The organism is Arthrobacter sp. Leaf141 (assembly GCF_001424565.1).
Classification (GTDB): Bacteria; Actinomycetota; Actinomycetes; order Actinomycetales; family Micrococcaceae; genus Arthrobacter.
This window is the reverse complement of record NZ_LMOL01000006.1, coordinates 352-22,882: the sequence shown is the minus strand read 5'-3', so window position 1 is coordinate 22,882 and position 22,531 is coordinate 352. Positions and strand designations below refer to the sequence as shown.

Here is a 22,531-nt window from a genome sequence, read left to right as displayed (position 1 = left end):
CCCCAGTGTGGTACTGATTCCCGGCTGATTCCAGAGAACCAGCCGGGAATCCGCTGACCGTTTGACGGATCAGACGGCGATGGCCGCCAGCGCAGCGGCGCTTTCCTTCGCGGGGAAGGACGGCGGGTTGACCCCTGCCATCTCCTCCATCACGCGGACCACCTGGCAGCTGTAGCCGAATTCGTTGTCGTACCAGACATATAGCACCAGGTTTTTGTCGGTGGAGACGGTGGCCAGGCCGTCCACGATGCCGGCGCGGCGGGAGCCCACGAAGTCGGTGGAAACAACTTCGGGCGAGTCGATGTAGTCGATCTGCTTGCGCAGGCCCGAGTGCAGCGACATTTCCCGGAGGTAGTTGTTGACCTCGTCCTTGGTGGTCCCGTTCTCCAGGGTGAGGTTCAGGATGGCCAGGGACACGTCAGGCGTGGGGACGCGGATGGAACTGCCGGTGAGCTTGCCCAGGAGTTCAGGCAGTGCCTTGGCAACGGCTTTGGCGGCGCCGGTTTCGGTGATGACCATGTTCAGCGCTGCCGAGCGGCCGCGCCGGTCGCCCTTGTGGAAGTTGTCGATCAGGTTCTGGTCGTTGGTGAACGAGTGCACCGTTTCCACGTGGCCGTGGATGACGCCGAACTTGTCGTTGATGGCCTTCAGCACCGGAGTGATGGCGTTGGTGGTGCAGGATGCGGCGGTGACGATCCGGTCGCTGTCCTCGATGGTGGTGTGGTTGATGCCGTGGACGATGTTCTTCAGGTCGCCCTTGCCCGGCGCGGTCAGGAGGACCCGTGCCACGCCGGTGCTCTGCAGGTGCTGCGAGAGGCCCTCGGCATCGCGCCAGCGGCCGGTGTTGTCCACAACCAGGGCGTTGTGGATGCCGTAGGTGGTGTAGTCGATGGTGGCGGGGTTGTCCGAGTAGATGACCTGGACCTGGACGCCGTTGGCCGTGATGGTGTTGGCGACCTCATCGATGCGGATGGTGCCCTCGAAGGAGCCGTGGACCGAGTCGCGGCGAAGCAGGCTGGCCCGCTTGGCGAGGTCGTTGTCCGAGCCGCGGCGCACCACGATGGCGCGCAGGCGAAGGCCGTGGCCGCCGCCGGCCTTTTCGATCAGGAGGCGGGCCAGGAGCCGGCCGATCCGGCCGAAGCCGTAAAGCACAACATCGGTGCTGGTGCGGTCATCGCCGCCGCGCTTGCCCACAACGTCGGCAAGTTCAGCGCGGAGGAATTCCTCGAGCGAGGTGCCGTCGCCTTCTTCCTTGAACTTCTGGTTCAGGCGCGCGATGTCGATCGCTGCGGCGCCGAGTTCCAGGCCGGCAAGGGTATTGAGCAGCGGCGCTGTCTCTTCCAGGAGCAATTCGTCCTTGCTCATTCTGCGGGCGAAGCGGTGCGCCTTGAGGATGTTCATGGTGGACTTATTGATCAGGCTCCGGCCATGGATGCTGGTGACCACGTTGTTGTCGCGGTACAGCCGGCCAATCACCGGGATCATGGCCTCGGCGAGGGCCTCCCGGCCCATCCACGTATCAAGACAAGAATCTGACGTCTGGCTCACAGAAATACCTTCCTCGGTTCAGCCGCGTACGTCGTCGTGCGCGGTTGTAGGCCACCTGATGATGTCCAGTGGCAGTGGCGCCGGCAGGGTTCGGCCCTGGGCGCCGGGATTGCTGGCAAAGAAAAACCGCCGGTTAAGAACGGAGCTCCGGCGGAAGAACCCCTGCGTTCGGTTCCATTCTAATTTGGCGTGATGCCTGTTTGAGTCGCCGGCGCCGTGAAATCACTCACACCTGCCGTTCAGTTATGGAGGGCGGAAAAGAGGTTCAGGCTGAACGAATAGATGACCCACGAGAGATAAGGCAGCATTAGCAGCCCCGCGGTGGCACTGACCGGGCCGAAGCGCACCACAAGGAATCCCACGGACACACCCAGGCCGGCAATGACCACCAGGGCACCCCAGAGGGCCGCTGTGCCGATCAACGGATACAGGCCAAAAAACGTCAGCGGCCACGCGGCGTTGAACAGCAGCTGTGCGGCGTACCACCACCGGGTGCTGCCGCGAAGTGCCTGCCGGCGCCATACCAGCCACGCCGCCAACGCCACGGCGGCGTACAGGAGGATCCACATGGACCTGAACATCCAGCCCGGCGGCATCCACGGGGCTTTGACGGATGCGGCGAACCAGCCGGTGGAGTTCAGGATGATGGGCACTGATGCAACGATCCAGGCTGCCATCGACAGGCCAAGAAACCCCAGCAGGGCAGCCGCCTGCCCGCCGGGGGAAGGAACCTTACGTTCGGAAGCGGACGGAAGGTCAGAGATTGGAAGCACGCTTCAGGATGCCCAACGCATCGGACCAGGTCAACTCGAGCCCGTCGAGCCCGCGTTGCCTCTATGTGGAGCGTACAGTTGCAGGCGGCCAAAGTGCTCAGATTAGATACGTTCTGGAAGCCTGTTCACGCATACGCCCGGCAGTCAAGTGCGACTGCCTGACTGCCGGTGTCCCAATGCAGCTTGACTGGGTTATTTGCTGAAGCTCGCTTCGTATTTTGCCACGACCCGCTCGGCATGGGCGTAGCCGTCCGCAGCCAAAGCCTTCAGCACTTCGAGCGCTTCCTGGGTGCCGGCTGCCAGACGGACTTCGGCTGCGCGCGCCGTGTGCCAGGGGTTACCGCTGGCCCTGTGATCGTGGAAGGCGAGTGCTCTGGCCCTGAATTCGGCCAACCGCCCACCGCCCACGATGAGCTGCGAGCCTTGCCGGACAAGGTCTTGGACTGCGAAAGCACGACTTTCGTCGTTGTTAAGGCAGCCGATCACATAGGCACCGAGTGCGAAGACCGCGCGCGTCCGTCCGGCTGCGAGGTTGGCTGCCAAGGTCGGTGAGTACCGCTTGTCAGCTTGAAGGGCCCCGGCGGACATTCTCGAATAGAGGGCCGGGTGAGCTGTCAGCGTTGACTCGCCGCCCAGGGCAGCCCGGAATCCTGGCATGTCGATGTCGAATCCGGACAAGGCACCCACCTCTTCACCGTCGATAGCACGGCCAAGCTTCGCCAGAATCTCATCGCTGTAGCGCACCATACCTATGTCGTCTGCCCCGGATGCAAAAGTAAACTCACCAAAGACTGGCCCATCGGGACCGTCGTAGCAGTCGACCTTAACAAACCGTGTGTCGAGGCCGGCGGACAAGTCCGCTGCCATCTTCAGCATCGCGCCCGCGTGGCGTGGAACCAGATGGCTTTCCCTAGCCCATCGGCTTTCGTCAAGGGTGTAATCTTTTCCGAATTCGAGAGGAAGAAACGCACCATCGAAAAATGCGAGCCGCGGCGGCGATACGTTCCGGTCGATCTGGCTGATGTGGGTTATTTTGCCCCGGAAGCAATAGATTTTGTAGTCCATTGGTAAAGGCTTCCCGGCGATGCCTGAGTCTATACATTCCTCAGCCAACCAATAGTCAGGCTCAGGCCCGTCCGTTTTTAAGTCGTCCACCGTCAGAATTCGCAGGCTAAGCAATTCCAGATATTTTCCGCCGCCGATGGTTTCGAGGACGTACACACCCTTAGTCGAATGGCGGTTCGGCTGCTTGACTACGAACCGATCGCCTAAGCTCTCACCGGCGGCAAGGGCCTCGGCAGCGCTACCGACCGTCAGGTACTTCGGCACACGATATCCCGCGGCACTAACGTGCTTATAAGCGGTGTCTTTGTCGTCCAATTCCCATGGAACAGGGTCGACGGGGTTCTGCTGATTAACGAAGCGCTGGCGCATAAAGGACAAGTAGGGGTTCGAGGAGGCCATATGAAGATCCTAAATGCTGTCCCGGGCGCCCACGTTCAACCTGTCCCGGCCGAGTTCCCGGGTCCTGCTGGGTCTATGGCTGGTGTGGATGGGACAGCCGATACGCCGGGTTCTGTTCCCCCGAACCGTTACCGGTAAGGGAGCGACGGCCATCCATCTACGGACGCCGTTGCCGACGCCCTCCAGCAGCCTACCCGGACACTCGGGCGGGCAGCCCTCAAACGTGTCCTGTCTGGCCTTGCTCCGGGTGGGGTTTACCTAGCCTTCCCGGTCACCCGGGAAGCTGGTGGTCTCTTACACCACCGTTTCACCCTTACCTGCACTCCCCCGTCCAAGGACGGCTGAGGCAGGCGGTCTTTTCTCTGTGGCACTGGCCTGCGGGTTACCCCGAGTGGGCGTTACCCACCACCCTGCCCTGCGGAGCCCGGACGTTCCTCGAGCCACTTGCGTGACGCGCGGCCGCCTGGCTGTCCCATCCGCATCAAGTCTAACGGTGCGGGTGCCGGAACCTGGCGCCGCCGCGCGTTGGAGCGCCGGTAGGATCGGACGGTGCTGATTCTGCTTCCCCCCTCCGAAGGCAAGACCCCCGCCGTCCGCGGCCCCGCAGTCGACTGGTCCACACTCAGTTTTCCGGCCCTGAACACCCACCGGGCCACCGTCCTGGAGGCATTGGGAACGGTCAGCGCCCACCAGGATGCCCTGGCCCTGCTTGGCGTGGGGGCGTCCCTGCAGGACGACGTCGACCGGAACACCCGGTTGCACGCGGAACCGGCGGCCCCTGCCCACCAGATTTATTCCGGGGTTCTGTTTGACGCGCTCGGCTACCGCAGCCTGACCCCGGCGCAGCGGCGCAAGGCGGACCAGTCGGTGCTGGTGATTTCGGCGTTGTGGGGGGCGATCCGGTTCGGTGACAGCGTCCCCGCCTACCGCTTGTCCATGGGAACTGCACTGCCCGACGTCGGCCGGCTGGCCTCGTTCTGGAAACCGCAGCTGAGCGCCGCCCTCGCACCGGAGCTGGCGGACCACCTGCTGGTGGACTGCCGGTCCAGCACCTACGCAGCGGCGTGGGCGCCGCCGTCGGACCGTACTGTTGCCGTCAACGTGTTCACCGAGGTGGCCGGCGTCCGCAAGGTGGTGAGCCATTTTGCCAAGCACACACGTGGGGAACTGGCACGGCACCTGCTGGCGCGGCGCGGCAACGCCCCCGCCACGCCGGCGGCCCTGCTGAAAGCGGCCCGCGAAAGGTGGGACGCGGAGTTGGTTCCCGGCACGGTGCGCAAGCCGCACGCGCTGAACATCATCCTCCCCAACTAGGTCGCAGTAGATGTCGTTTTGACGCCCCAAAACGACAACTACTGCTAGTTAGTTGGGGTCAGCTGGCGGGGGCCGCGGTATTCCACTCGTCGGAGCGGACCAGGATGGCCCCGGAGTCCGGGCAGAACACAATGTCATCGGCAGCGGCGGCCTTGATCTCGGCCAGGTCGCCCGGGCTGAGCTTCATGCCGGACGCCTCCGAGGTGCCGTGGAACAGCCGGGCTGCGCCCACGCCCCGCTTCGCCAGCGTCTTTTCATACACCGCCAGGAGTGCGGGTTCCAGCAGCGCAGCGAAGTCGTCCCGCTTGGCTTTTACCTCCGTGGCTTCGGCAGCCACTTCGGCCAGCGCCGCGTCGAGCTCGGCGCGGATGCCGCCGAAGGAGCCCTGGATGTCGTCAACGATAACCTGCTGCCCGGCCTGCGTTGCCCGCAGGGTATCCAGCCGTTCCAGGACCTCCAGTTCCACGTCCTCGAGGTCCGAGCGCCGCTTGTTGAGCGAGACGATGTCCTTCTGCAGGGCCACCAGGTCCTTGGACAGGCCGGTGCCGCTGTTCAGTTTCGCTTCGTCCCGCTGGATGCGGCCGGCAACCTGTTCGACGTCGGCCTCAGCCCGCTTCAGCTCGGCTTCAGCATCGTGGACGGCAACCTTCGCCGAGCCCAGGGTGCCGTTTGCAACGGCCAGTGCAGCTTCGAGGTCCTTGATGCGGGGATCGGTCTCAAGCGTCCGGCGGCGGTTGGCCAGCGACGTCAGTTTGGCGTCAAAACCCTGCAGCTCAAGCAACTTCAACTGTTCCGCCGGTGCTGCCTTCGCCACTTTTACCTCCGCTAAAACCTTCCGGCCCATGGCCGGGCACCGATTTGGCGCTCCCACGACTCTAGCGCCTGCCCTGCTTCCCTGCCTCGCTGCGCGTGCTGGGTTGTGTGCGGGCCCGGCCTAGCCGGGAGTCAGGATGAAGTCCCAGGGGTCACTGTTGGTGCCACTGACCCTGAGCTGCACCTCGTGGCCCTGGTCCGAGAGGACGTTGCCCAGCGCGGTGGCAGCAGCCGGAAGCCACAGCCATTCACTGGCAAAATGCGAGACGTCCACCAGGTAAGGCCTGCCGTTCACAGCCGCCTCGCGGGCCTCCGAGGCAGGATGGTGCCGCAGGTCCGCGGTGACGTAGACGTCCGCATGGCTGGCCCGGACCTCGTCAAACAGCGAATCCCCCGCGCCGCCGCAGACAGCGACCCGGCGTACCAGGCCGTCCTTGTCGCCGGACACCCGGACGCCGCCGGCCACCGCCGGAAGGATACCGAACACCCGGGCAGCGAAGTCGCCCAGGCTGACGGCCTCCGCAAGGTCCCCTACCCGGCCGATGCCTTCTTCCGGCAGTCCGTGGGCGGCTGCCGTCAGCGGGACCGCATCCTGAAGCCCCAGCGCATCGGCCAGTACATCGGAAACACCGCCGACGGCGGAATCCCCGTTGGTGTGCACGGTCAGCAGTGCAGTGCCTGATTCGATCAGGCGGTGCACGGCCCTGCCTTTGGCAGAGGTGGCAGCCACGGACGTGACGCCCTTGAGCAGCAGCGGGTGATGGGTGATGAGGAGTTCCGCGCCCCAGGAAACGGCTTCCTCGATGACCTCAAGGGTGGGGTCCACGGCAAACATGACCTTGGACACAGGTGCGCCCGGACGCCCCGCCACCAGGCCCACCTCGTCCCAGTTCTCTGCGAGGGACTCCGGCCAGAGCTCTTCGACAGCGAGCAGCAGGTCTGCCAGTGTGGTGACGGCCCCTGGCCCTGGACCCGAGGCTCCGGGCGGTGTGCCGCCGTCGTGATTATCGGGGCCGGTAACGTCGGTGTCCACAGGTTCCATAGTCTTAGTTTTACCCCATCGCGGGTCCCGGGGAGCGTGCCCGGGCAGCCGCGCCTTGCTGTGCCGGGAATCATCCGGCACGCTCAACCATTGAAGAGGACATGAAAACTTTTGTTCTGGGCGGAGGCTGTTTCTGGTGCCTCGACGCCGTTTACCAGAAAACCAAGGGCGTGAGCTCGGTGGTGTCCGGCTATACCGGCGGGCATGATCCCCGGCCGGACTACTACTCCGTGTGCAACGGCACCACGGGGCATGCGGAGGTGGTGGCGGTGACCTTCGACGAGGACATCATCCCGGCGGAAGTCATCCTGGACATGTTCTTCGCGCTGCACGACCCCACCACCCTGAACCGCCAGGGCTACGACGTGGGCACCCAGTACCGCTCGTCAATGTTCTACGAGACCACGGAGGAAAAGATCCTCTTCGAAGAGGCCATTGACCGTAACCAGGCCCTGTGGTCCCATCCGATCGTCACGGAGGTCAGCCGGCTCCCCCGGTTCCACGTGGCCGAGGATTACCACCAGGACTACTACGGCAAACACCCCGAGCAGGGGTACTGCCAGGTGATCATCAACCCCAAGCTCGCGAAGGCCAGGAAATATTACTCTGCATGGCTTAACGCTTAGCCAGCATTACGCGGCCTCGTTAGGCTGACCTCAGTATTCACACTCAGAGATAGGCGTATCTGCACATGGCACGGATCTATGACGATGTAACGCAGCTGGTTGGCGGAACCCCGCTGGTAAGGCTGAACCGGCTCAGCGAGGGCCTCGACGCCACCGTCGCCGTCAAGCTGGAGTTCTACAACCCTGCCAACAGCGTCAAGGACCGCATCGGTGTGGCAATTGTCAACGCCGCCGAAAAGTCAGGTGCCCTGAAGCCCGGCGGCACCATCGTTGAAGGCACGTCGGGCAACACCGGCATTGCCCTGGCCATGGTGGGCGCTGCCCGCGGCTACAAGGTCATCCTCACGATGCCGGAAACCATGTCCACCGAGCGCCGCGTGATGCTGCGCGCCTACGGTGCGGAAATCGTCCTGACCCCGGGCTCCGAAGGCATGCGCGGCGCCGTCGAGAAGGCCCAGGAGATCGTTGCCAACACGCCGAACTCCATCTGGGCCCAGCAGTTCGCCAATGAGGCCAACCCCGAAGTCCACCGCACCACCACGGCCGAGGAAATCTGGTCCGACACCGACGGCAAGGTGGACATCTTTGTTGCCGGCGTGGGAACCGGTGGAACCGTAACCGGCGTGGGCCAGGTCCTCAAGGAACGCAAGCCCGGCATCCAGATCGTCGCCGTCGAGCCGAAGGACTCCGCGATCCTCAACGGCGGCGCCCCGGGCCCGCACAAGATCCAGGGCCTCGGCGCCAACTTCGTCCCCGAAATCCTGGACACCAACATCTATGACGAGGTACTGGACGCCACGCTGGAGGACTCCGTCCGCGTTGCCCGCGAGCTGGGCATCAAAGAGGGCATCCTGGGCGGCATCTCCTCCGGCGCCATTGTGTGGGGTGCCCTGGAACTGGCAAAGCGCCCGGAGAATGCCGGCAAGCTGATTGTCGCGATCGTGTGCGATTTCGGCGAGCGTTACATCTCCACCGTCCTCTATGACGACATCCGCGGCTGATCAGGCCGAACACCACAGCGTTTCCTGTAGAAAGTACTTTGTGCGCTTTTTTGCAAGACTGAAGGAAGACCTCGAGGCCGCCCGGTCCCACGACCCGGCGGCCCGGGGTTCTTTCGAGAACTTTTTCGCTTATTCCGGCCTGCATGCCATCTGGATCCACCGGCTGACCCACCGCATGTGGCAGAACCCTTCCCTGCGGTTCCCCGCGCGGCTGCTGTCCCAGCTGGGACGGTCCTGGACCGGCATTGAAATCCATCCGGGTGCCACAGTGGGCCGCAGGTTCTTCATTGACCACGGCATGGGCGTGGTCATCGGGGAAACCGCCGAGATCGGCGAGGACGTGATGATTTACCACGGCGTGACGCTGGGCGGCCGTTCGCTGGCACGCATCAAGCGGCACCCCACCATTGGGGACCGCGTCACCATCGGCGCCGGCGCCAAGATCCTGGGCCCCATCACCATCGGCCGGGACAGTGCCGTGGGTGCCAATGCCGTGGTGGTCAAGGACGCTCCGCCTGAGTCCATTGTGACCGGCATCCCCGGCCGGTGGCGGCACCGCGATGCGCAGCTTGAAACCAAGCCTGCCGTTGACCCGGCCGAATACGACATCGAATACCGGATCTGACCCAACCCGGTCAGGACTTTAACGGCCAAGGGCCGGCAGTTCCGTTTCGGAACTGCCGGCCCTTGGTGTTTCAGCGCGGGGACGTCAGTGTGTGTCCACGGCTTCGATTTCGGACTTGTCCTCGCCCCAGAGGGTGTGGAACGTGCCTTCGGAGTCGACGCGGCCGTAGGTGTGGGCGCCAAAGAGGTCACGCTGGCCCTGGATGAGGGCTGCTGCAACACGCTTGCGGCGCAGGCCGTCGTAGTAGGCCAGCGAGGAGGAGAACACGGGGACCGGAATGCCCAGCTGCACCGCGGTGGCCACCACGCGGCGCCATGCCGGCAGGGCACCGGCGATCGCTTCGGTGAACGCGGGGGCGAACAGCAGGTTGGCGGGCTTGTCCTCGGCGGCGTAGGCCTTGGTGATGTCCTTGAGCAGCTCGGCGCGGATGATGCAGCCGGCCCGCCACAGGGAAGCGATCTCGTCCAGCTTGAGGTCCCAGCTGTACTCCTTCGCGGCGGAGGTCAGCATGTCCAGGCCCTGGGCGTAGGAAACCAGCTTGGAGGCGTAAAGCGCCTGGCGGACATCCTCCACAAAGGTTTCCGGGATTTCGACGTTGGCCTCGTGGCCTGCCAGCAGTTCCTGGCCCAGCTTGCGCTGGCCGGCCTGCGAGGACAGTGCGCGGGCGAACACGGACTCGGCGATGCCGGAGACCGGCGAGCCGAGTTCCAGGGCCGAGATGACGGTCCAACGGCCGGTGCCCTTCTGGCCTGCGGCGTCCACCACAACGTCAACGAACGGCTTGCCGGTCTTGGCGTCCACGTGGCCCAGGACCTCGGCGGAGATCTCGATCAGGAAGGAGGACAGTTCGCCCTTGTTCCACTCGGTGAAGATTTTGGCCTGCTCGGCAGGTTCGATGCCCGCACCGGAGCGGAGCAGGTCGAAGGCTTCGCCGATGACCTGCATGTCGGCGTACTCGATGCCGTTGTGGACCATCTTGACGAAGTGGCCGGCGCCGTCGGTGCCGACCCAGGCGCAGCAGGGCTCGCCATCGACCTTGGCGGAGATTTTTTCCAGCAGCGGGCCCAGGGCCTTGTAGGACTCTTTGGAACCGCCCGGCATGATGGAGGGGCCGTTGAGGGCGCCTTCTTCGCCGCCGGAGACGCCAACGCCTACAAAGTGCAGGTCCTTCTTGGCCAGTGCAGCCTCGCGGCGGCGGGTGTCTTCGTAGTGCGAGTTGCCGGCGTCGATGATGATGTCGCCTGCTTCCAGGAGCGGTTCGAGCTGCTCGATGACAGAGTCAACCGGCTTGCCGGCCTTCACCATGATCAGGACCCGGCGGGGCTTTTCCAGCGAATCGACGAGTTCCTGCAGGGTTTCGGTCCGGATGAACTCGCCGTCCGTGCCGTGCTTGGCCAGAAGCGCGTCCGTCTTTTCGACGGACCTGTTGTGCAGGGCCACCGTGAAGCCGTTGCGGGCCAGGTTGCGGGCGAGGTTGGCGCCCATCACCGCGAGGCCGGTGACACCGATGTGTGCAGACATCTAAAACTCCAATTTGTACTGTGCGACGGATGCGAAGGCCGGTTTCCGGATGCAGAAGTGCGTTCGCAGATCCAAGGGTCGTAATAAAGCATATATATTCATCCGGTAACAGGGAAGTAACGCCCACGTTATGGAACCCATTGTGTCGCAGGCGGTCCCGGCCGGAGCCTGCCGCCGGAGCAGACCGCACTAGGCTGGAGGCCATGACCAGCAGCCTGCACCACCGTGCCATCGAGAATCTTGGCACCCGCATCATCTCCGGTGAGCTGCCTGCCGGACACGTGATGCTCGCTGAGCAGCTCGAGGTGGAGCTCAAGGTTTCCCGGTCCGTGATCCGGGAGGCGGTCCGGGTGCTGCAGTCGCTCGGCTTGGTGGAAACCACCAAGCGGGTGGGCATCCGGGTGCTTCCCGCGGGCCGCTGGAACCCTTTTGATGCCCAGGTGATCCGCTGGCGCCTGGCCAGCGACGCCCGCGGCGCCCAGTTGAGGTCCCTGGCGGAACTGCGGTCGGCCGTGGAGCCTGCCGCGGCCGAACTGGCAGCCGCGAACGCGCCGGCACCGCTTCGGCTGGAACTGGTGCAGGTGGCACGTGCCATGCGCGACGCCGGCCACAACGGCGACGTGCCCCGGTTCCTGGAGCTGGACATTGCGTTCCATTCGCTGCTGCTCTCCGGGTCCGGCAACGAGATGTTCGCCAACCTTATGGGCCAGGTGGCCGAGACGCTGACGGGCAGGACCGTCCACGGACTGATGCCGGACCACCCGCACGAGGCGGCGCTGCAGTGGCATGTGGATGTCGCGGAGGCGATCGCGAGGGGCGATGGCGCGGCGGCCCGGGAGGGCTCGGAGCGGATCATGCGCCGGACCATGACAAGGATGGCGGACACCTGGACCGAGCAGCCCAGGGTCTTCATTCCCGTCAATCGCTGACGGCCCGCCGGGACCGCTACGGTCCGAAATCCAGCAGGACCTTCCCTGACACTGCGGAGTTCCGGGCCACCTCAAAGGCCTCGAGCCCCCGCTCCAGCGGGAATTCGTGGGTAATTACCGGGCCTATCCGCAAGCTGCCATCGGCGAGGGCGCCGATGACGTCGGTGATCTCGTCGTTGAACCGGAAGGAGCCCACCAGTTCCAGTTCCCGCGTGATGGCCAGCGAGATGTGCACCGGCTGCGGACCGGAGGGCAGAAGCCCCACCATCACCACCCGTCCGCCGCGGGCTGCACCCTTGATGGCCGAAGCCAGCCCATGGTGGCTGCCGGAGGATTCGATCACCACGTCAGCTTCCACAGCGGTGATGGCTCCGGTGTCCCCTGCCTGCAGGACCCTGTCCGCACCGACGGCGGCGGCAATCTCCAAAGGCCTGGGATGCACGTCAACGGCAACGATCGTGGCGGCCCCGGCCCGGCGGAGGACGGCAACGGCGAGCGCACCGATGGGGCCGCAGCCGATCACCAGTGCGGTCTTCCCCACTACCTCCCCGGCACGTGCCACCGCATGCCAGGCCACGCTGGCCGGTTCGATCAGCGCCGCTGTCCGCAGGTCCAGGCCGGCCGGCAGCTCCCGGAGCATCCGGGAGGGAAGCGTGGCGTAGCGCCTGAAGGCGCCGTCTGTGTGCGGGTACTGTGCAGCGCTGCCAAGGTAGGTGCAGCCCGGTGACAGGTTGGGCCGGTCCGCCGGGTAGCGGGCGGCGCCCGGGCCCGGGGTGGCGGGATGGACAGCCACCGGCGTCCCAACGCCGGGACCCGAACCGTCGGCGGCCGCCTGGGCCACCACCCCAACGATCTCGTGGCCCAGGACCATCGGAGCTTTAAGGATCGACTCCCCCGCCGCGCCGTGCTGCCAGTAGTGCAGGTCGGAGCCGCAGATACCGCCGTAGCGGATCTGTACCACCGCCTGGTCCGCTGCAGGCGGGACCAGCGGCACGTCCTCGATGCGCAGGTCCCCGGCGGCGTAGGCCACCATGGCCGGTCCCGAAGTGGGCAGGTTCAGCGTTTCCATCAGACCACCACCGTCATTCCGCCGTCGATGAAAATGGTTTGCCCGTTCACAAAGTCCGAGCCGGCGGAGGCAAGCCATACGGCCGGTCCGGCCAGGTCCTGGACGGTGCCCCAGCGGTGCGCGGGCGTCCTGCCGAGGATCCAGGAGTTGAACTCCGGATCATCCACCAGGTTCTGGGTCATCTCGGTATGGATGTAGCCGGGTGCTATGCCATTGATCTGGAGCCCGGAGGCTGCCCATTCGGCGGTCATGGCACGGGTCAGGTTGCGCAGGCCGCCTTTGGCCGCGATATAGGGGGCGATTGTGGGGCGGGCCAGGTCCGTCTGGACGGAGCAGATGTTGATGATCTTCCCCCGTCCGCGCGGGATCATGTGCCGGGCGGCCTCCCTGCCCACCAGGAACGCGCTGGTGAGGTCGGTGGCGATGACTTTTTCCCAGTCGGCGACGTCGAGCTCCAGCATGGGGACGCGGTGCTGGATGCCGGCGTTGTTGACCAGAATGTCCAGCGGGCCCACGTTTTCCTCGATCCAGGCGACGCCGGACGCCGCAGCGGTGTCGCTGGTGACGTCAAAGGCCACGCTGTGGATCCGGCCCGGGGCAAAATCGCCGGCCATGGCAGTCTCGGCTGATTTAAGCCGGTCCGGGTCCAGCCCGTTGAGGACAACCGTGGCCCCGGCGCCGGCCAGGGCGCGCGCCAGGGCGTTTCCGATCCCGCGGCTGGAGCCGGTGACGAGCGCCACCCGGCCTGTGAGGTCAAAAAGTCCGTTCATGCTGTGACGCTTCCTTCCGCCGCGTGCGCGGCTGCCTGATCGCTGAGGTGTGAGATGGCCTGCCGGACCACCGTCAGGTCCTGGTCACCCAGTCCCTGGGTTTTGAGTTCCGCATAGAGGTCGACGGCGGCCGCCGCCAGGGGGACCGCCGCACCGGCCACCCGGGCAGACTCCACTACAAAGGTGAGGTCCTTGTGCATGAACTTCGCGGGTCCGGTGACCCGGTAGTCCTTGGCCACCAGGCGTGGTCCCATGATGTCCAGGACCCGGCTTCCCGCCAGGCCACCGGCCAGGACCTCAAAAAGTGCGCCGGCGTCGATGCCGGAGCGCTCGGCGAGTTCGGCAGCTTCGGCGAGCGCCGCCGTCGTGGTTCCCACGATGAGCTGGTTGCAGGCCTTGGCCAAGGATCCCGAGCCGAGTCCGCCGAGGTGCCGGACGGTGGTACCCATGCCGGCGAGGACGGGCGTGATGCGGGCGACGTCGTCAACAGTGCCGCCGGCCATGATGGCCAGGGTCCCGTCCGTGGCGCCGGCCGTGCCGCCGCTGACCGGCGCGTCCACTACCGCGGCGTTGCCGGCGCTGGCCGTTTCCACCCGGCGGCCGAAGTCCCTGACCCGCTGTGGCGAAACGCTGCTCATGACCACCAGCACGGTGCCTGGTTCCGGCGGCTTTGCCTGCCAGGCGGCCAGCAGGCCGGCCGCGGCGTCCTCGATGTGGGAAAGGTCCGGAAGCATAAAAATGATCACCGGCAGATCCCGTAGGCCGGCGACCGACCCGGCCCCGGCGGCGCCCAGGTTGCAGAGCTCCGCTACCGGGCCCGGGGATCTGTTCCATCCCGTCACCTGCCAGCCCCCGCGTACCAGGCTTGACGCCATGGGCAGGCCCATCAGGCCCAGCCCCACGAAGCCTACGTTGTTGTCCTGCATGCTGGTGACCTCACATCGTTGTGCCAAAATCGTGCGAAACTGTTCAATATCCTAGCCTCCATTCAGTATGATGAACAGTATGACAACTTCGCCTACTGTGGCCATTGCCGTACCGCTCGAGGCTGAGCTGGTTGAAAGCATCCGCGCCGCCCACCCATCCGTCACCGTCCTGTACCAGCCGGACCTCCTGCCGCCGGAACGCTTCCCGGCCGATCACGCAGGCGACCCGGACTTCCGGCGCACTCCCGAACAGGAGGAGCGCTACTGGGCCATGATCAACCAGGCGCAGGTCCTTTACGGCCTGCCGAACGAAAGCCCTGCCGGGCTGGCCCAAGTGGCCCGGCAGAACCCGCACCTGCAATGGGTCCAGGCCATGGCCGCAGGGGCCGGCGGAGCGGTCAAGGCATCCGGCCTTGACCTGGAAAGCCTGCAGAAGTTCAAGGTAACCACCTCCGCCGGCGTCCACGCCCTGCCGCTGGCGGAGTTCGCCGCACTGGGCATCCTGAACGGCTTCAAGCGCTCCGCAGAGCTGGCGGTGGACCAGTCGAACCGGATGTGGCCGGAACTGCGGACACCCACCAGGCTGGTCAGCGGCTCGCGGCTGGTCATCACCGGGCTCGGCGAAATCGGCCTGGAAACCGCACGTGTGGCCCGCGCCTTGGGGATGAAGGTCAGCGGGACCAAGAGGACCGTTGAGCCGCTGGAAGGAATCGACGAGGTAGCAGGCAACGACGGGCTGGCCGGGCTTCTCGCCACCGCGGACGCCGTGGTCAACACCCTGCCGGGCACGCCGTACACGGAGCGCCTCTTCAGCCGGGAGATTTTCGCTGCGATGAAGCCGGGAACGGTCTTCATCAACGTGGGCCGCGGCACGGTGGTGGATGAGGATGCCCTGCTCGAGGCCCTGGACAACGGCCAGGTCTCCTACGCCTGCCTGGACGTCTTCGCTGTGGAGCCCCTGCCGCAGGAAAGCCCGCTGTGGGACCATCCCCGGGTGATGGTCTCCCCGCATACTTCCGCGCTGAGTGCCGCCGAAAACCGGCTGATCGCGGAGCGCTTCTCCGCCAACCTCGGCATCTTCCTGGCCGGCGGCGAGCTGCCGCACCTGGTTGATCCCGTGCATTTCTACTGACCGGCACTCCCCCCGATATACAAAACGCCCGGCCCGCAGTGATGCGGGCCGGGCGTTCTTCGTTGCAGTCCTAGTGTGCGTCTTCCACCAGGACGAGGTCGCGGCCATTGGTTTCCGGTGTGAAAAACGTGGTGGCGAAGGAGATCGATGCCAGCACCAGGGAGTAGATGGCGGGCACCAGCCAGGAGTGGTTGGTGGCCGCAAGCAGTGCCACACCGATCATTGGAGCGAAGCCGCCGGCCAGGACAGCGGAGAGTTCGCGGCTCAAGGCCACGCCGGTGAAGCGATGCTGGGAGCCGAACAGTTCGGGCAGCAGGGCGCATTGCGGGCCCAGCATGGACTGCACACCCAGGGCGATGCCCACCACCATAACCACCCAGACCAGGGTGACACTGCCCAGGGTGACGAGGTAGAAGGCAGGCAGTGCGATGACGGCCTGGAACAGTGCGCCATAACGGTAGACCGGGACCCGGCCGTACTTGTCCGACAAACCGCCGAAGACCACCACCATAACGGCCGCAAAGCCTGCGGCGATCAGCAGGCCGGTAGGGCCGATGAACTTGTCGCCGGCGAAAACGCCGGCCGGCATGCTGATGAAAGAGACCAAAAGCGCCGAATAGATGGAGGAGTTGCCGTTCTCGCCCATGCGCAGCCCGATGCCCACCAGGACGTTCTTTTTGGAATGCTTCCAGATCTGCCCCACCGGGTTTTTCACCACGGCTTTGTGCTTCTCCAGTTCCTGGAACACCGGGGTTTCCTTCAGCCGGAGCCGGATGAAAACAGCCACAACAATGAGGAGGAAACTGGCCAGGAACGGCACCCGCCACAACCATCCCTGCAGCACTTCCTTGTCGGCAAGGGCCATCAGCGCAAAGGTGCCGGCGCCCAGCAGCGTACCCATCTGGATACCCACGAAGGGCAGGGAAGCGAAGAATCCACGACGGCGGCGCGGCGCGACTTCGGAGATCAAGGTGGTGGCGCCCGCCTGCTCGGCGCCGGCGCCAAGGCCCTGGACGATACGCAGCACCACAAGGAGGACCGCGCCCAGCATCCCTGCCTGTTCGAACGTCGGCAGCAGGCCGATGGCGAAGCTGGCCATACCCATCAGGCCGATGGTCAGAATCAGGACCATCTTCCTGCCGAACCTGTCTCCGATATAGCCGAAGACCACGCCGCCGAAGGGCCGGGCCGCGAAGCCCACACCATACGTCGCGAAGGAGGCGATGACGGCTCCGCTCTCCCCCAGCGGGGAGAAGAACAACGGGCCGAAGATCAGCGCCGACGCCAGCCCGTAGATGTAGAAGTCGTAGTACTCCAGGGCGGAGCCCACGGAGCTGGCCAATGTTGCCCGGCGCAGCTGGTCAGGGTCAACGACGGCGTCGTCCCTGCCGGCCTGTGGTGCATTAGTACGAGTTGTCACAAGAACTCCCTCACAACACTCCAGGCCTCCGTTGGCCTGGTGGGTCAGTGATCACACCTGTTGTGCTGATCACTATATTGAACAGAGTACATCAAGCTGAACAATGAGCAAGGGGTGTAGGAAAATACACCGCTATCCCATGGGATTGCCCAGCGAGTGGGCCAGCTCGCGGAGCTCCTTCACCATCCGGGCGCCCTGTTCGGGCGTATAGGTGGCCTTAAGAGCAGTCACAGACAGGCCAAGGCTCGGCCCGTGGGCGCCGCGCGTGGGAACGGCGACGGCCAGGCACACCACGCCCGTGGTGGATTCCTCATCTTCAAAGGCGTAGCCCTGTTCCCGGATTTCCAGCAACTGGGCCTTCAGCTCGGCGCCGGTCCGGAGGGATTTCGGCGTGAGGACGGGAAGGTCTGCATCGTCGGCGAAGAGGTCATCGATGTCATGGTCGTGGAGCCGGGCAATCAGGGCCTTCCCCACGGCGCACAGCGACACCGGCATCCGGTCGCCGATGTTAGACGTCAGCCGCACGGCAGGGTGGCCTTCATAACGGGCCAGGTAGATCACGTTTGTACCGTCCAGCATGGCGATCCGCACGGTCTCACCTGACAGCGTGGCGGCCTGCTCGCAATAGCGGTAGAACTCCTGGACTTCATCCAGCCGGCTCAGGTAAGCGGCGCCGAGTTCCACCAGCTTGCGCCCCAAAGTGAACTCCGCCCCCTGCCTGCTGATCAACCGGGCCTCCTCAAGCGCCAGCAACAGGTTGGACGTGGACGACTTGGGGATCCCGAGCTCGCGGGCCAGGTCACTCAGGGTCAACCGCCCCGTGGCTGAGGCGGCCAGGGCATCCAGGACGGCCGCCGCCCGGGTTACTGCCGGCGCCGGGGAAGAGCTCCCAAGTCCGTCTGACGGGCGGGCGGTGCGGGAATCGGCCATGATTCTCCTTTGATGGGGCGTCGGAAGCTACCGTGTCCTACTGTTCATTCCGCTGAACAGTAACCATCATAATGGCTGGACGGTTTGCCGTGGCCGTGGGTTGCCGGCTGACCAGACGCTTCCACGGGACACCTGCGTGTCGGACACCGTGTCAACTTCGTGTTTCCTGAAGTTCACGGTATATTCATCACAGGCCCTCCACCGCGGCATCCCCCAATAGTCGCGGTGGAGGGTTTCCAATGCCCGGACCCGGGTGCGGCCCGTCACCAGGACCCCGCTTTCGGCCGCTCAGGCGGCGTCCGCCACCGACTCCCGCAGCCGCCACCCACCGCCGAGTCCGTCCCGCTGCAGCAGCATGGTGGTCAACGCCGAACCTGCATTGCGGCCCAGCCTGACCTGGACCTGCAGGACCTCCACATCGATCCGGCTGCCGCCCTTGGGCATCCTGCGGTTGAGCTCCCACCAGTTCACCCGCTCAAACCATCTGACAGGTTCGGCACCCACCGTCCATTCCCTGCCGCCGCTGAGCACCGCCGTGGGCCGTCCATCCTTGCCCGTGTGCACTATCACGTGTTCCATTCCTGCAACTTAGGGCAGGGCACCGACATCATGGCCCGGCAGGCGCCGGGCACGGCCGGTGTGGAAGAATCGACCGGTCCGCTGCAGGGAAAGTAAAGAGGGAAAATGCTCCAAGGCTACGTCGATTCCATCTCCCCGGATAAGCTCACGCTGACCGGGTGGATCCAGGTGGACCCCAGCGGGCAACCACCCGCCCTGCATTTTGACCGCAACGGAGAGGTCTCCGGCGCCGCAGTGTTTGGCCACGAAAGAGCCGATGTTGTGGCCTCCCTGGGTGTGCCGAACCGGGTGTTCACGCTGAGCCTGGATGAGCCGGCCGAAAGCCATCACCTGCTGGCGAAGTCGCACCATGTGGCGGCCGTCGTTGACGGCGTCCGCAGCCCGGTCCAGCTGGGTGGTCGCGCTTATCATCAGATGATGGCCGACTTCGTCACCACCGCTTCGGCCAATTCCAGCGGGACCCGTGAAGTGATCCTGGACGCCTTGCAGGTCAAGGAGTCCGGCCTGGCCAAGTATGCCCGGGAAAGCGCCGCTGCGGGCAAGTCCGGCGACCTGTCCTACCTGGGCTTCCCGGTGGGCATGCGCTCCGGCAACGACACAGCCCAGCTGGGCCGCGACGGGCACCTCTTCCTGACGGGCGGAAGCAACGCCCTCCGCGACCAGTACCGCGAACCCGCCACCGATGCGGCGAAGGCAGCCATGGAGGAGAAGGCCCAGCGGTGGGAAGCGGCCCTTGACTCCAACGCAAAAGCCCTGGCGGAACTGGGAATCCCTTTCCTGCAGGTCATGATTCCCGAGAAACTGACCGCCCTCCGCCACCTGGCGCCCCTCCCCATCAGCGGGCCCACACCGCTGTACAACCGGGTGGATGAACTCATGGCAGGAAAGCCGGGCTACCTGAATTTCCTCGGCATGTTTGATGGTTGGGACAACGAAATAGGGGCCTGGCAGCGGAACGATACGCATTGCTCCCCCGCCGGTTCCCTGGCCATGACACGGGCAATGCTGGAGCGGCTCCCGGGCTGCGACCCCCGCTGGCTTGACGGGGTCGGCCTGACCGAAACCACGTACCGGGACGGGGACCTGTCAGCCAAGTTCTTCGACGTCCCGCTGTGGGACAAGCAATACCGTCCTGCGCCCGACGCTTTGGGCGAGCAGGAGATCACCAACGTCTATTCGTATTCACCGGGCCACTTTGTGGGGTCCCATAACATCTGGCAGAACAGTGCCCCGGTATCGGATAAGAAAGTGGTCGTTTTTGGCAATTCCTTCTTCGGCGGAGTGGAAAGCCCCACCCGCCTGGGCTGGTGGTTCTCGCGGCTGTTCAGGGAATACCACATGAAGTGGGAGAACGCGCTGGACCTTGACTACATCCGCGACGTACGACCCGACTACGTCATCTTCCAGACCATCGAACGGTTCCTGGTACGTCCCCCGGCGGCGAACACAGCCTAGGGGCGTCCCCGGCCGCACACCGGGAAAACGGGAAAACCCCGCATTTACAGCCAATCAGGCTGCAACTACGGGGTTTTCTTTGGTGGGTCCTACCGGGATCGAACCGATGACATCCACGGTGTAAACGTGGCGCTCTACCAGCTGAGCTAAAGACCCAAACGATGCTCCGGGCGGCGGCGCCGCCCTGACCAACGAACATAGACTCTACCCCACCCCCGGCAGCAACGCGAATCGGAAGGGGTTCCGCGTTCCGCGGGGTCAGGGGGTGGGAAGTTCGCTCTCCAGCCAGGTCAGCGATTCGCTGACTCCCGACTCGAGCTTGAGGGTGGCTTTGTCGTCGCCGCGCGTGGCGCCCCTGTTGATGATGACGACGGGCTTGCCGTCCTTGGCAGCGTGCCGGACGAAGCGCAGGCCGCTCATGACAGTTAACGACGAGCCCGCCACCACCAGGGCTTCGGCGTCGTCCACCATGGCGTAGGAACGCTCCACCCTGTCTTTCGGCACGTTTTCGCCGAAGTACACAAAGTCGGGTTTCAGCACTCCCCCGCAAGCAGGGCATACGGCCACCACAAAGGTGCTGATGAGCGCGTCGTCCTCGACTGTTGCGTCGGCGTCAGGCGCGATTTCCACCACATCGGCGGCGAGTGCCTGGGCCAGGAAGTCCGGGTTCAGCTCCGTCAGCATCCCGGCCAGGAGCTGGCGGGAGTAGTTCCGGTGGCAGTCGAGGCAGACCACGCGGTCGTACCGGCCATGCAGGTCCACGACGTTGGTGCTGCCGGCATCTTCATGCAGCCGGTCCACGTTCTGGGTGATAAGGCCGGTGAGGAGTCCCCGCTGCTCCATCCTGGCAAGGGCGAAGTGCCCCTCGTTGGGGTCGGCATGGCGCAGGTGCGACCAGCCGATATGGTTCCGGGCCCAGTAGCGCCGGCGGTTTGCCGCATCCTTGGTGAATTCCTGATACGTCATGGGCTTGCGTGGTGCCGAGTCCGGGCCCCGATAATCCGGGATGCCCGAGTCAGTGCTGAGGCCGGCGCCGGTGAGAACGGCAAGACGCAGTCCCGCCAGTAGACCGGAGGCAGTCTCAAGGCCCGGAAGATCCGACGCCGACGGGCCGGCATTGGGGACGGGCGGCCTGCTGGCAAACCCGGTCAGTCCGATCCGGGGCCGTGGTTCTGCCATGTCAGGACCCGGCCAGCGTGGCCAGGGCCGCGAGGTAGGCGCCCACGTCCCGCGCCACGCCCCTGGGATTCAGCACCGAGTACCGGATGGTTCCGCCGGGGTCGATGATAAACGTTCCCCGGCGGGCCATGCCGCTGGCAGGGTCGAAAACGCCGTAAGCGCTGGCGACTGCGCCGTGCGGCCAGAAATCCGAGAGCAGGTCAAAGCCGAAACCCTCCTGCTCGGCGTAAGCGCGCAGGCTGAACTTGCTGTCCGCGGACACCGCCAGCACGGCGGCCCCGGCCGCCTCGAAGGCGGCTGCATTGTCCCGGAGGTCACCAAGCTCCGCGGTGCAGATGCCCGAGAACGCGAAAGGATAAAACACCAGCACCACAGTCCGGCCCCGGTAATCCTGCAACAGGACGGGCTCGCCGAACTGATTGACCAGCTCAAAGGGCGGCGCTGTGCTGCCCACCGCAGGAACTTCAGCGGTGGGGGCCAGCGCAATGCTCACTTGTTTTTCCTGCTCACCAGCCGGGTGGCGCTCCAGTCCTTGGAAACGCCGGCTGACGTGGTGACGTGCAGACCTGCAGTGGGGGCGGCTTCCTGGATATCTGCCGGTGAGGCGTACCCGTCCCGGCCCGACTTTGGCGTCAGGACCCAGACAACTCCGGTTTCGCTCAGCGTGGTCAACGAGTCCATCAGGCTGTCGACAAGATCGCCATCGCCAGCACGCCACCAAAAGATGACGGCGTCAGCAACTTCGTGATCGTCTTCATCCAGCAGCTCAGACCCCGTGAGGTCCTCGATATCGTCACGTAAGTCGAAATCGACGTCGTCGTCGTAACCGAACTCCTGAATCAGATCCCCAGTCTTGAAACCCAATTTTTCCGCCACATTTACCGAAGTGGCGGCGTCGGCCTCGCTCACGTGTACCTCCAATGCCTCATGTATGCAGTCTGCATAGTGATTTCCATTACTCCAAGCCAACACCCTTTGTGCCTGCTCTTCAAGCTGCCGGCCCCGTCGCGGCACATATTCTGCGTCACATCGGGGACCTTCACCCCGCTTCGCAGCGGCTTTTAGTCACACAACCAGTATGACGGCGAAATACAACCGGGGTGCCCAGGGCGCGGCTACGCATCGGGTTACGGTCAGGGCTAGAGTGGCTGGTGACATCTATGCCTGCCGGACAACAACCGTGTAACTCCGCAGCAGGGATAGGAGCTCTAGGACCCTGCCCGGCACACATGACCGGGCTGTTGTAACCGAATACGTCGCACACGGCGTATGTACGCCGGGCAGTCACCCTGCCTGGCCTGAGTGCGCCGTTCATGCGCGCAAAGAGAGGTTGGACGTGGCTGCAGGAGAAGATACCTCCCATATCCTCAGCGGGTTGACTAACCAGCTGCCTGATCGTGATCCGGAAGAGACTG

22 protein-coding genes, 1 tRNA gene and 1 other RNA gene are annotated in these 22,531 nt (G+C 64.9%); 7 read left to right on the top strand and 17 right to left on the bottom strand.

Annotation, left to right across the window (positions count from 1 at the left end; all coding sequences use genetic code 11):
- Window positions 1-69 precede the first annotated feature (69 nt).
- The 4 genes from ASF72_RS07045 to rnpB all read right to left on the bottom strand — a co-directional run bounded on the left by ASF72_RS07045 (window position 70) and on the right by rnpB (window position 4,260).
- The gene (locus ASF72_RS07045) at window positions 70-1,548 is read right to left on the bottom strand and encodes a glyceraldehyde-3-phosphate dehydrogenase (RefSeq protein WP_082484103.1); all 1,479 of its coding nucleotides are present in this window, start codon (window positions 1,546-1,548) and stop codon (window positions 70-72) included.
- A 239-nt stretch (window positions 1,549-1,787) separates the two neighbouring features.
- Window positions 1,788-2,321 carry a TspO/MBR family protein gene (locus ASF72_RS07040; RefSeq protein WP_056597666.1) on the bottom strand — a complete coding sequence of 178 codons (534 nt, stop codon included), beginning with the start codon at window positions 2,319-2,321 and terminating at the stop codon, window positions 1,788-1,790.
- Window positions 2,322-2,513: 192 nt separating this feature from the next.
- A complete protein-coding gene (locus ASF72_RS07035) occupies window positions 2,514-3,785 on the bottom strand; it encodes an ATP-grasp fold amidoligase family protein (protein WP_056597664.1) in 1,272 nt (423 codons plus the stop codon).
- Window positions 3,786-3,870: 85 nt separating this feature from the next.
- Window positions 3,871-4,260, bottom strand: an RNA gene (gene rnpB / locus ASF72_RS07710) — RNase P RNA component class A.
- A gap of 74 nt (window positions 4,261-4,334) precedes the next feature.
- Between rnpB and ASF72_RS07030 the strand changes: the two genes are divergently transcribed.
- Entirely contained in the window at window positions 4,335-5,099 is a 765-nt protein-coding gene (locus tag ASF72_RS07030; protein ID WP_056597662.1) for a YaaA family protein, read from the top strand.
- A gap of 58 nt (window positions 5,100-5,157) precedes the next feature.
- On the opposite strand, the gene ASF72_RS07025 is transcribed toward ASF72_RS07030, so the two are convergent.
- A complete protein-coding gene (locus tag ASF72_RS07025) occupies window positions 5,158-5,913 on the bottom strand; it encodes a zinc ribbon domain-containing protein (RefSeq protein WP_056597660.1) in 756 nt (251 codons plus the stop codon).
- A gap of 120 nt (window positions 5,914-6,033) precedes the next feature.
- The gene (locus ASF72_RS07020) at window positions 6,034-6,954 is read right to left on the bottom strand and encodes a Nif3-like dinuclear metal center hexameric protein (protein WP_157370925.1); all 921 of its coding nucleotides are present in this window, start codon (window positions 6,952-6,954) and stop codon (window positions 6,034-6,036) included.
- 101 nt (window positions 6,955-7,055) lie between these two features.
- Here ASF72_RS07020 and msrA point away from each other — a divergent pair, with 101 nt between their 5' ends.
- From msrA to epsC, 3 genes are all read left to right on the top strand, one after another.
- Entirely contained in the window at window positions 7,056-7,580 is a 525-nt protein-coding gene (gene msrA, locus ASF72_RS07015) for a peptide-methionine (S)-S-oxide reductase MsrA (RefSeq protein WP_050684762.1), read from the top strand.
- 65 nt (window positions 7,581-7,645) lie between these two features.
- The gene (cysK, locus tag ASF72_RS07010; RefSeq protein ID WP_056597523.1) at window positions 7,646-8,581 is read left to right on the top strand and encodes a cysteine synthase A; all 936 of its coding nucleotides are present in this window, start codon (window positions 7,646-7,648) and stop codon (window positions 8,579-8,581) included.
- Between the two features lie 40 nt (window positions 8,582-8,621).
- Window positions 8,622-9,206, top strand: coding sequence for a serine O-acetyltransferase EpsC (epsC, locus tag ASF72_RS07005; protein WP_050684764.1), 585 nt, complete (start codon window positions 8,622-8,624; stop codon window positions 9,204-9,206).
- An 84-nt stretch (window positions 9,207-9,290) separates the two neighbouring features.
- Here the strand turns inward: epsC and gndA are convergent, their stop codons facing one another.
- Entirely contained in the window at window positions 9,291-10,727 is a 1,437-nt protein-coding gene (gene gndA / locus ASF72_RS07000) for an NADP-dependent phosphogluconate dehydrogenase (protein ID WP_056597522.1), read from the bottom strand.
- A gap of 203 nt (window positions 10,728-10,930) precedes the next feature.
- Between gndA and ASF72_RS06995 the strand changes: the two genes are divergently transcribed.
- Entirely contained in the window at window positions 10,931-11,656 is a 726-nt protein-coding gene (locus ASF72_RS06995) for a FadR/GntR family transcriptional regulator (protein WP_050684766.1), read from the top strand.
- 16 nt (window positions 11,657-11,672) lie between these two features.
- Here ASF72_RS06995 and ASF72_RS06990 read toward each other — a convergent pair whose 3' ends face one another.
- The 3 genes from ASF72_RS06990 to ASF72_RS06980 are packed head-to-tail and all read right to left on the bottom strand — an operon-like array spanning window position 11,673 to window position 14,421.
- The gene (locus ASF72_RS06990; RefSeq protein ID WP_056597520.1) at window positions 11,673-12,725 is read right to left on the bottom strand and encodes an L-idonate 5-dehydrogenase; all 1,053 of its coding nucleotides are present in this window, start codon (window positions 12,723-12,725) and stop codon (window positions 11,673-11,675) included.
- Window positions 12,725-13,495 (bottom strand): SDR family oxidoreductase, encoded by a 771-nt coding sequence (locus ASF72_RS06985; RefSeq protein WP_050684768.1) that lies wholly within the window; start codon window positions 13,493-13,495, stop codon window positions 12,725-12,727. The genes ASF72_RS06990 and ASF72_RS06985 overlap by 1 nt, the downstream gene beginning before the upstream one ends.
- Complete coding sequence (locus tag ASF72_RS06980) at window positions 13,492-14,421, bottom strand: NAD(P)-dependent oxidoreductase (protein WP_056597518.1); 930 nt, start codon at window positions 14,419-14,421, stop codon at window positions 13,492-13,494. Before ASF72_RS06980 ends, ASF72_RS06985 begins: the two co-directional genes overlap by 4 nt.
- Window positions 14,422-14,488: 67 nt before the next feature.
- Between ASF72_RS06980 and ASF72_RS06975 the strand changes: the two genes are divergently transcribed.
- Window positions 14,489-15,553 carry a D-2-hydroxyacid dehydrogenase gene (locus tag ASF72_RS06975; protein WP_050684770.1) on the top strand — a complete coding sequence of 355 codons (1,065 nt, stop codon included), beginning with the start codon at window positions 14,489-14,491 and terminating at the stop codon, window positions 15,551-15,553.
- Window positions 15,554-15,623: 70 nt separating this feature from the next.
- On the opposite strand, the gene ASF72_RS06970 is transcribed toward ASF72_RS06975, so the two are convergent.
- The 3 genes from ASF72_RS06970 to ASF72_RS06960 all read right to left on the bottom strand — a co-directional run bounded on the left by ASF72_RS06970 (window position 15,624) and on the right by ASF72_RS06960 (window position 18,482).
- Window positions 15,624-16,973: an MFS transporter gene (locus ASF72_RS06970; protein WP_200933629.1), complete on the bottom strand. Its 1,350-nt coding sequence runs from the start codon at window positions 16,971-16,973 to the stop codon at window positions 15,624-15,626.
- Window positions 16,974-17,105: 132 nt separating this feature from the next.
- Window positions 17,106-17,903: an IclR family transcriptional regulator gene (locus ASF72_RS06965; protein WP_056597514.1), complete on the bottom strand. Its 798-nt coding sequence runs from the start codon at window positions 17,901-17,903 to the stop codon at window positions 17,106-17,108.
- Window positions 17,904-18,191: 288 nt separating this feature from the next.
- Window positions 18,192-18,482 carry a hypothetical protein gene (locus ASF72_RS06960; RefSeq protein ID WP_050684773.1) on the bottom strand — a complete coding sequence of 97 codons (291 nt, stop codon included), beginning with the start codon at window positions 18,480-18,482 and terminating at the stop codon, window positions 18,192-18,194.
- 105 nt (window positions 18,483-18,587) lie between these two features.
- Here ASF72_RS06960 and ASF72_RS06955 point away from each other — a divergent pair, with 105 nt between their 5' ends.
- Complete coding sequence (locus tag ASF72_RS06955; RefSeq protein ID WP_056597512.1) at window positions 18,588-19,937, top strand: hypothetical protein; 1,350 nt, start codon at window positions 18,588-18,590, stop codon at window positions 19,935-19,937.
- A gap of 80 nt (window positions 19,938-20,017) precedes the next feature.
- On the opposite strand, the gene ASF72_RS06950 is transcribed toward ASF72_RS06955, so the two are convergent.
- The 4 genes from ASF72_RS06950 to ASF72_RS06935 all read right to left on the bottom strand — a co-directional run bounded on the left by ASF72_RS06950 (window position 20,018) and on the right by ASF72_RS06935 (window position 22,025).
- Window positions 20,018-20,093, bottom strand: a tRNA-Val gene (locus tag ASF72_RS06950).
- Window positions 20,094-20,195: 102 nt separating this feature from the next.
- Entirely contained in the window at window positions 20,196-21,116 is a 921-nt protein-coding gene (locus tag ASF72_RS06945) for an NAD-dependent protein deacetylase (RefSeq protein ID WP_056597509.1), read from the bottom strand.
- A 1-nt stretch (window position 21,117) separates the two neighbouring features.
- The gene (locus ASF72_RS06940) at window positions 21,118-21,609 is read right to left on the bottom strand and encodes a peroxiredoxin (protein WP_050684776.1); all 492 of its coding nucleotides are present in this window, start codon (window positions 21,607-21,609) and stop codon (window positions 21,118-21,120) included.
- Entirely contained in the window at window positions 21,606-22,025 is a 420-nt protein-coding gene (locus ASF72_RS06935) for a DUF3052 domain-containing protein (RefSeq protein ID WP_050684777.1), read from the bottom strand. Before ASF72_RS06935 ends, ASF72_RS06940 begins: the two co-directional genes overlap by 4 nt.
- Window positions 22,026-22,531: the final 506 nt, after the last annotated feature.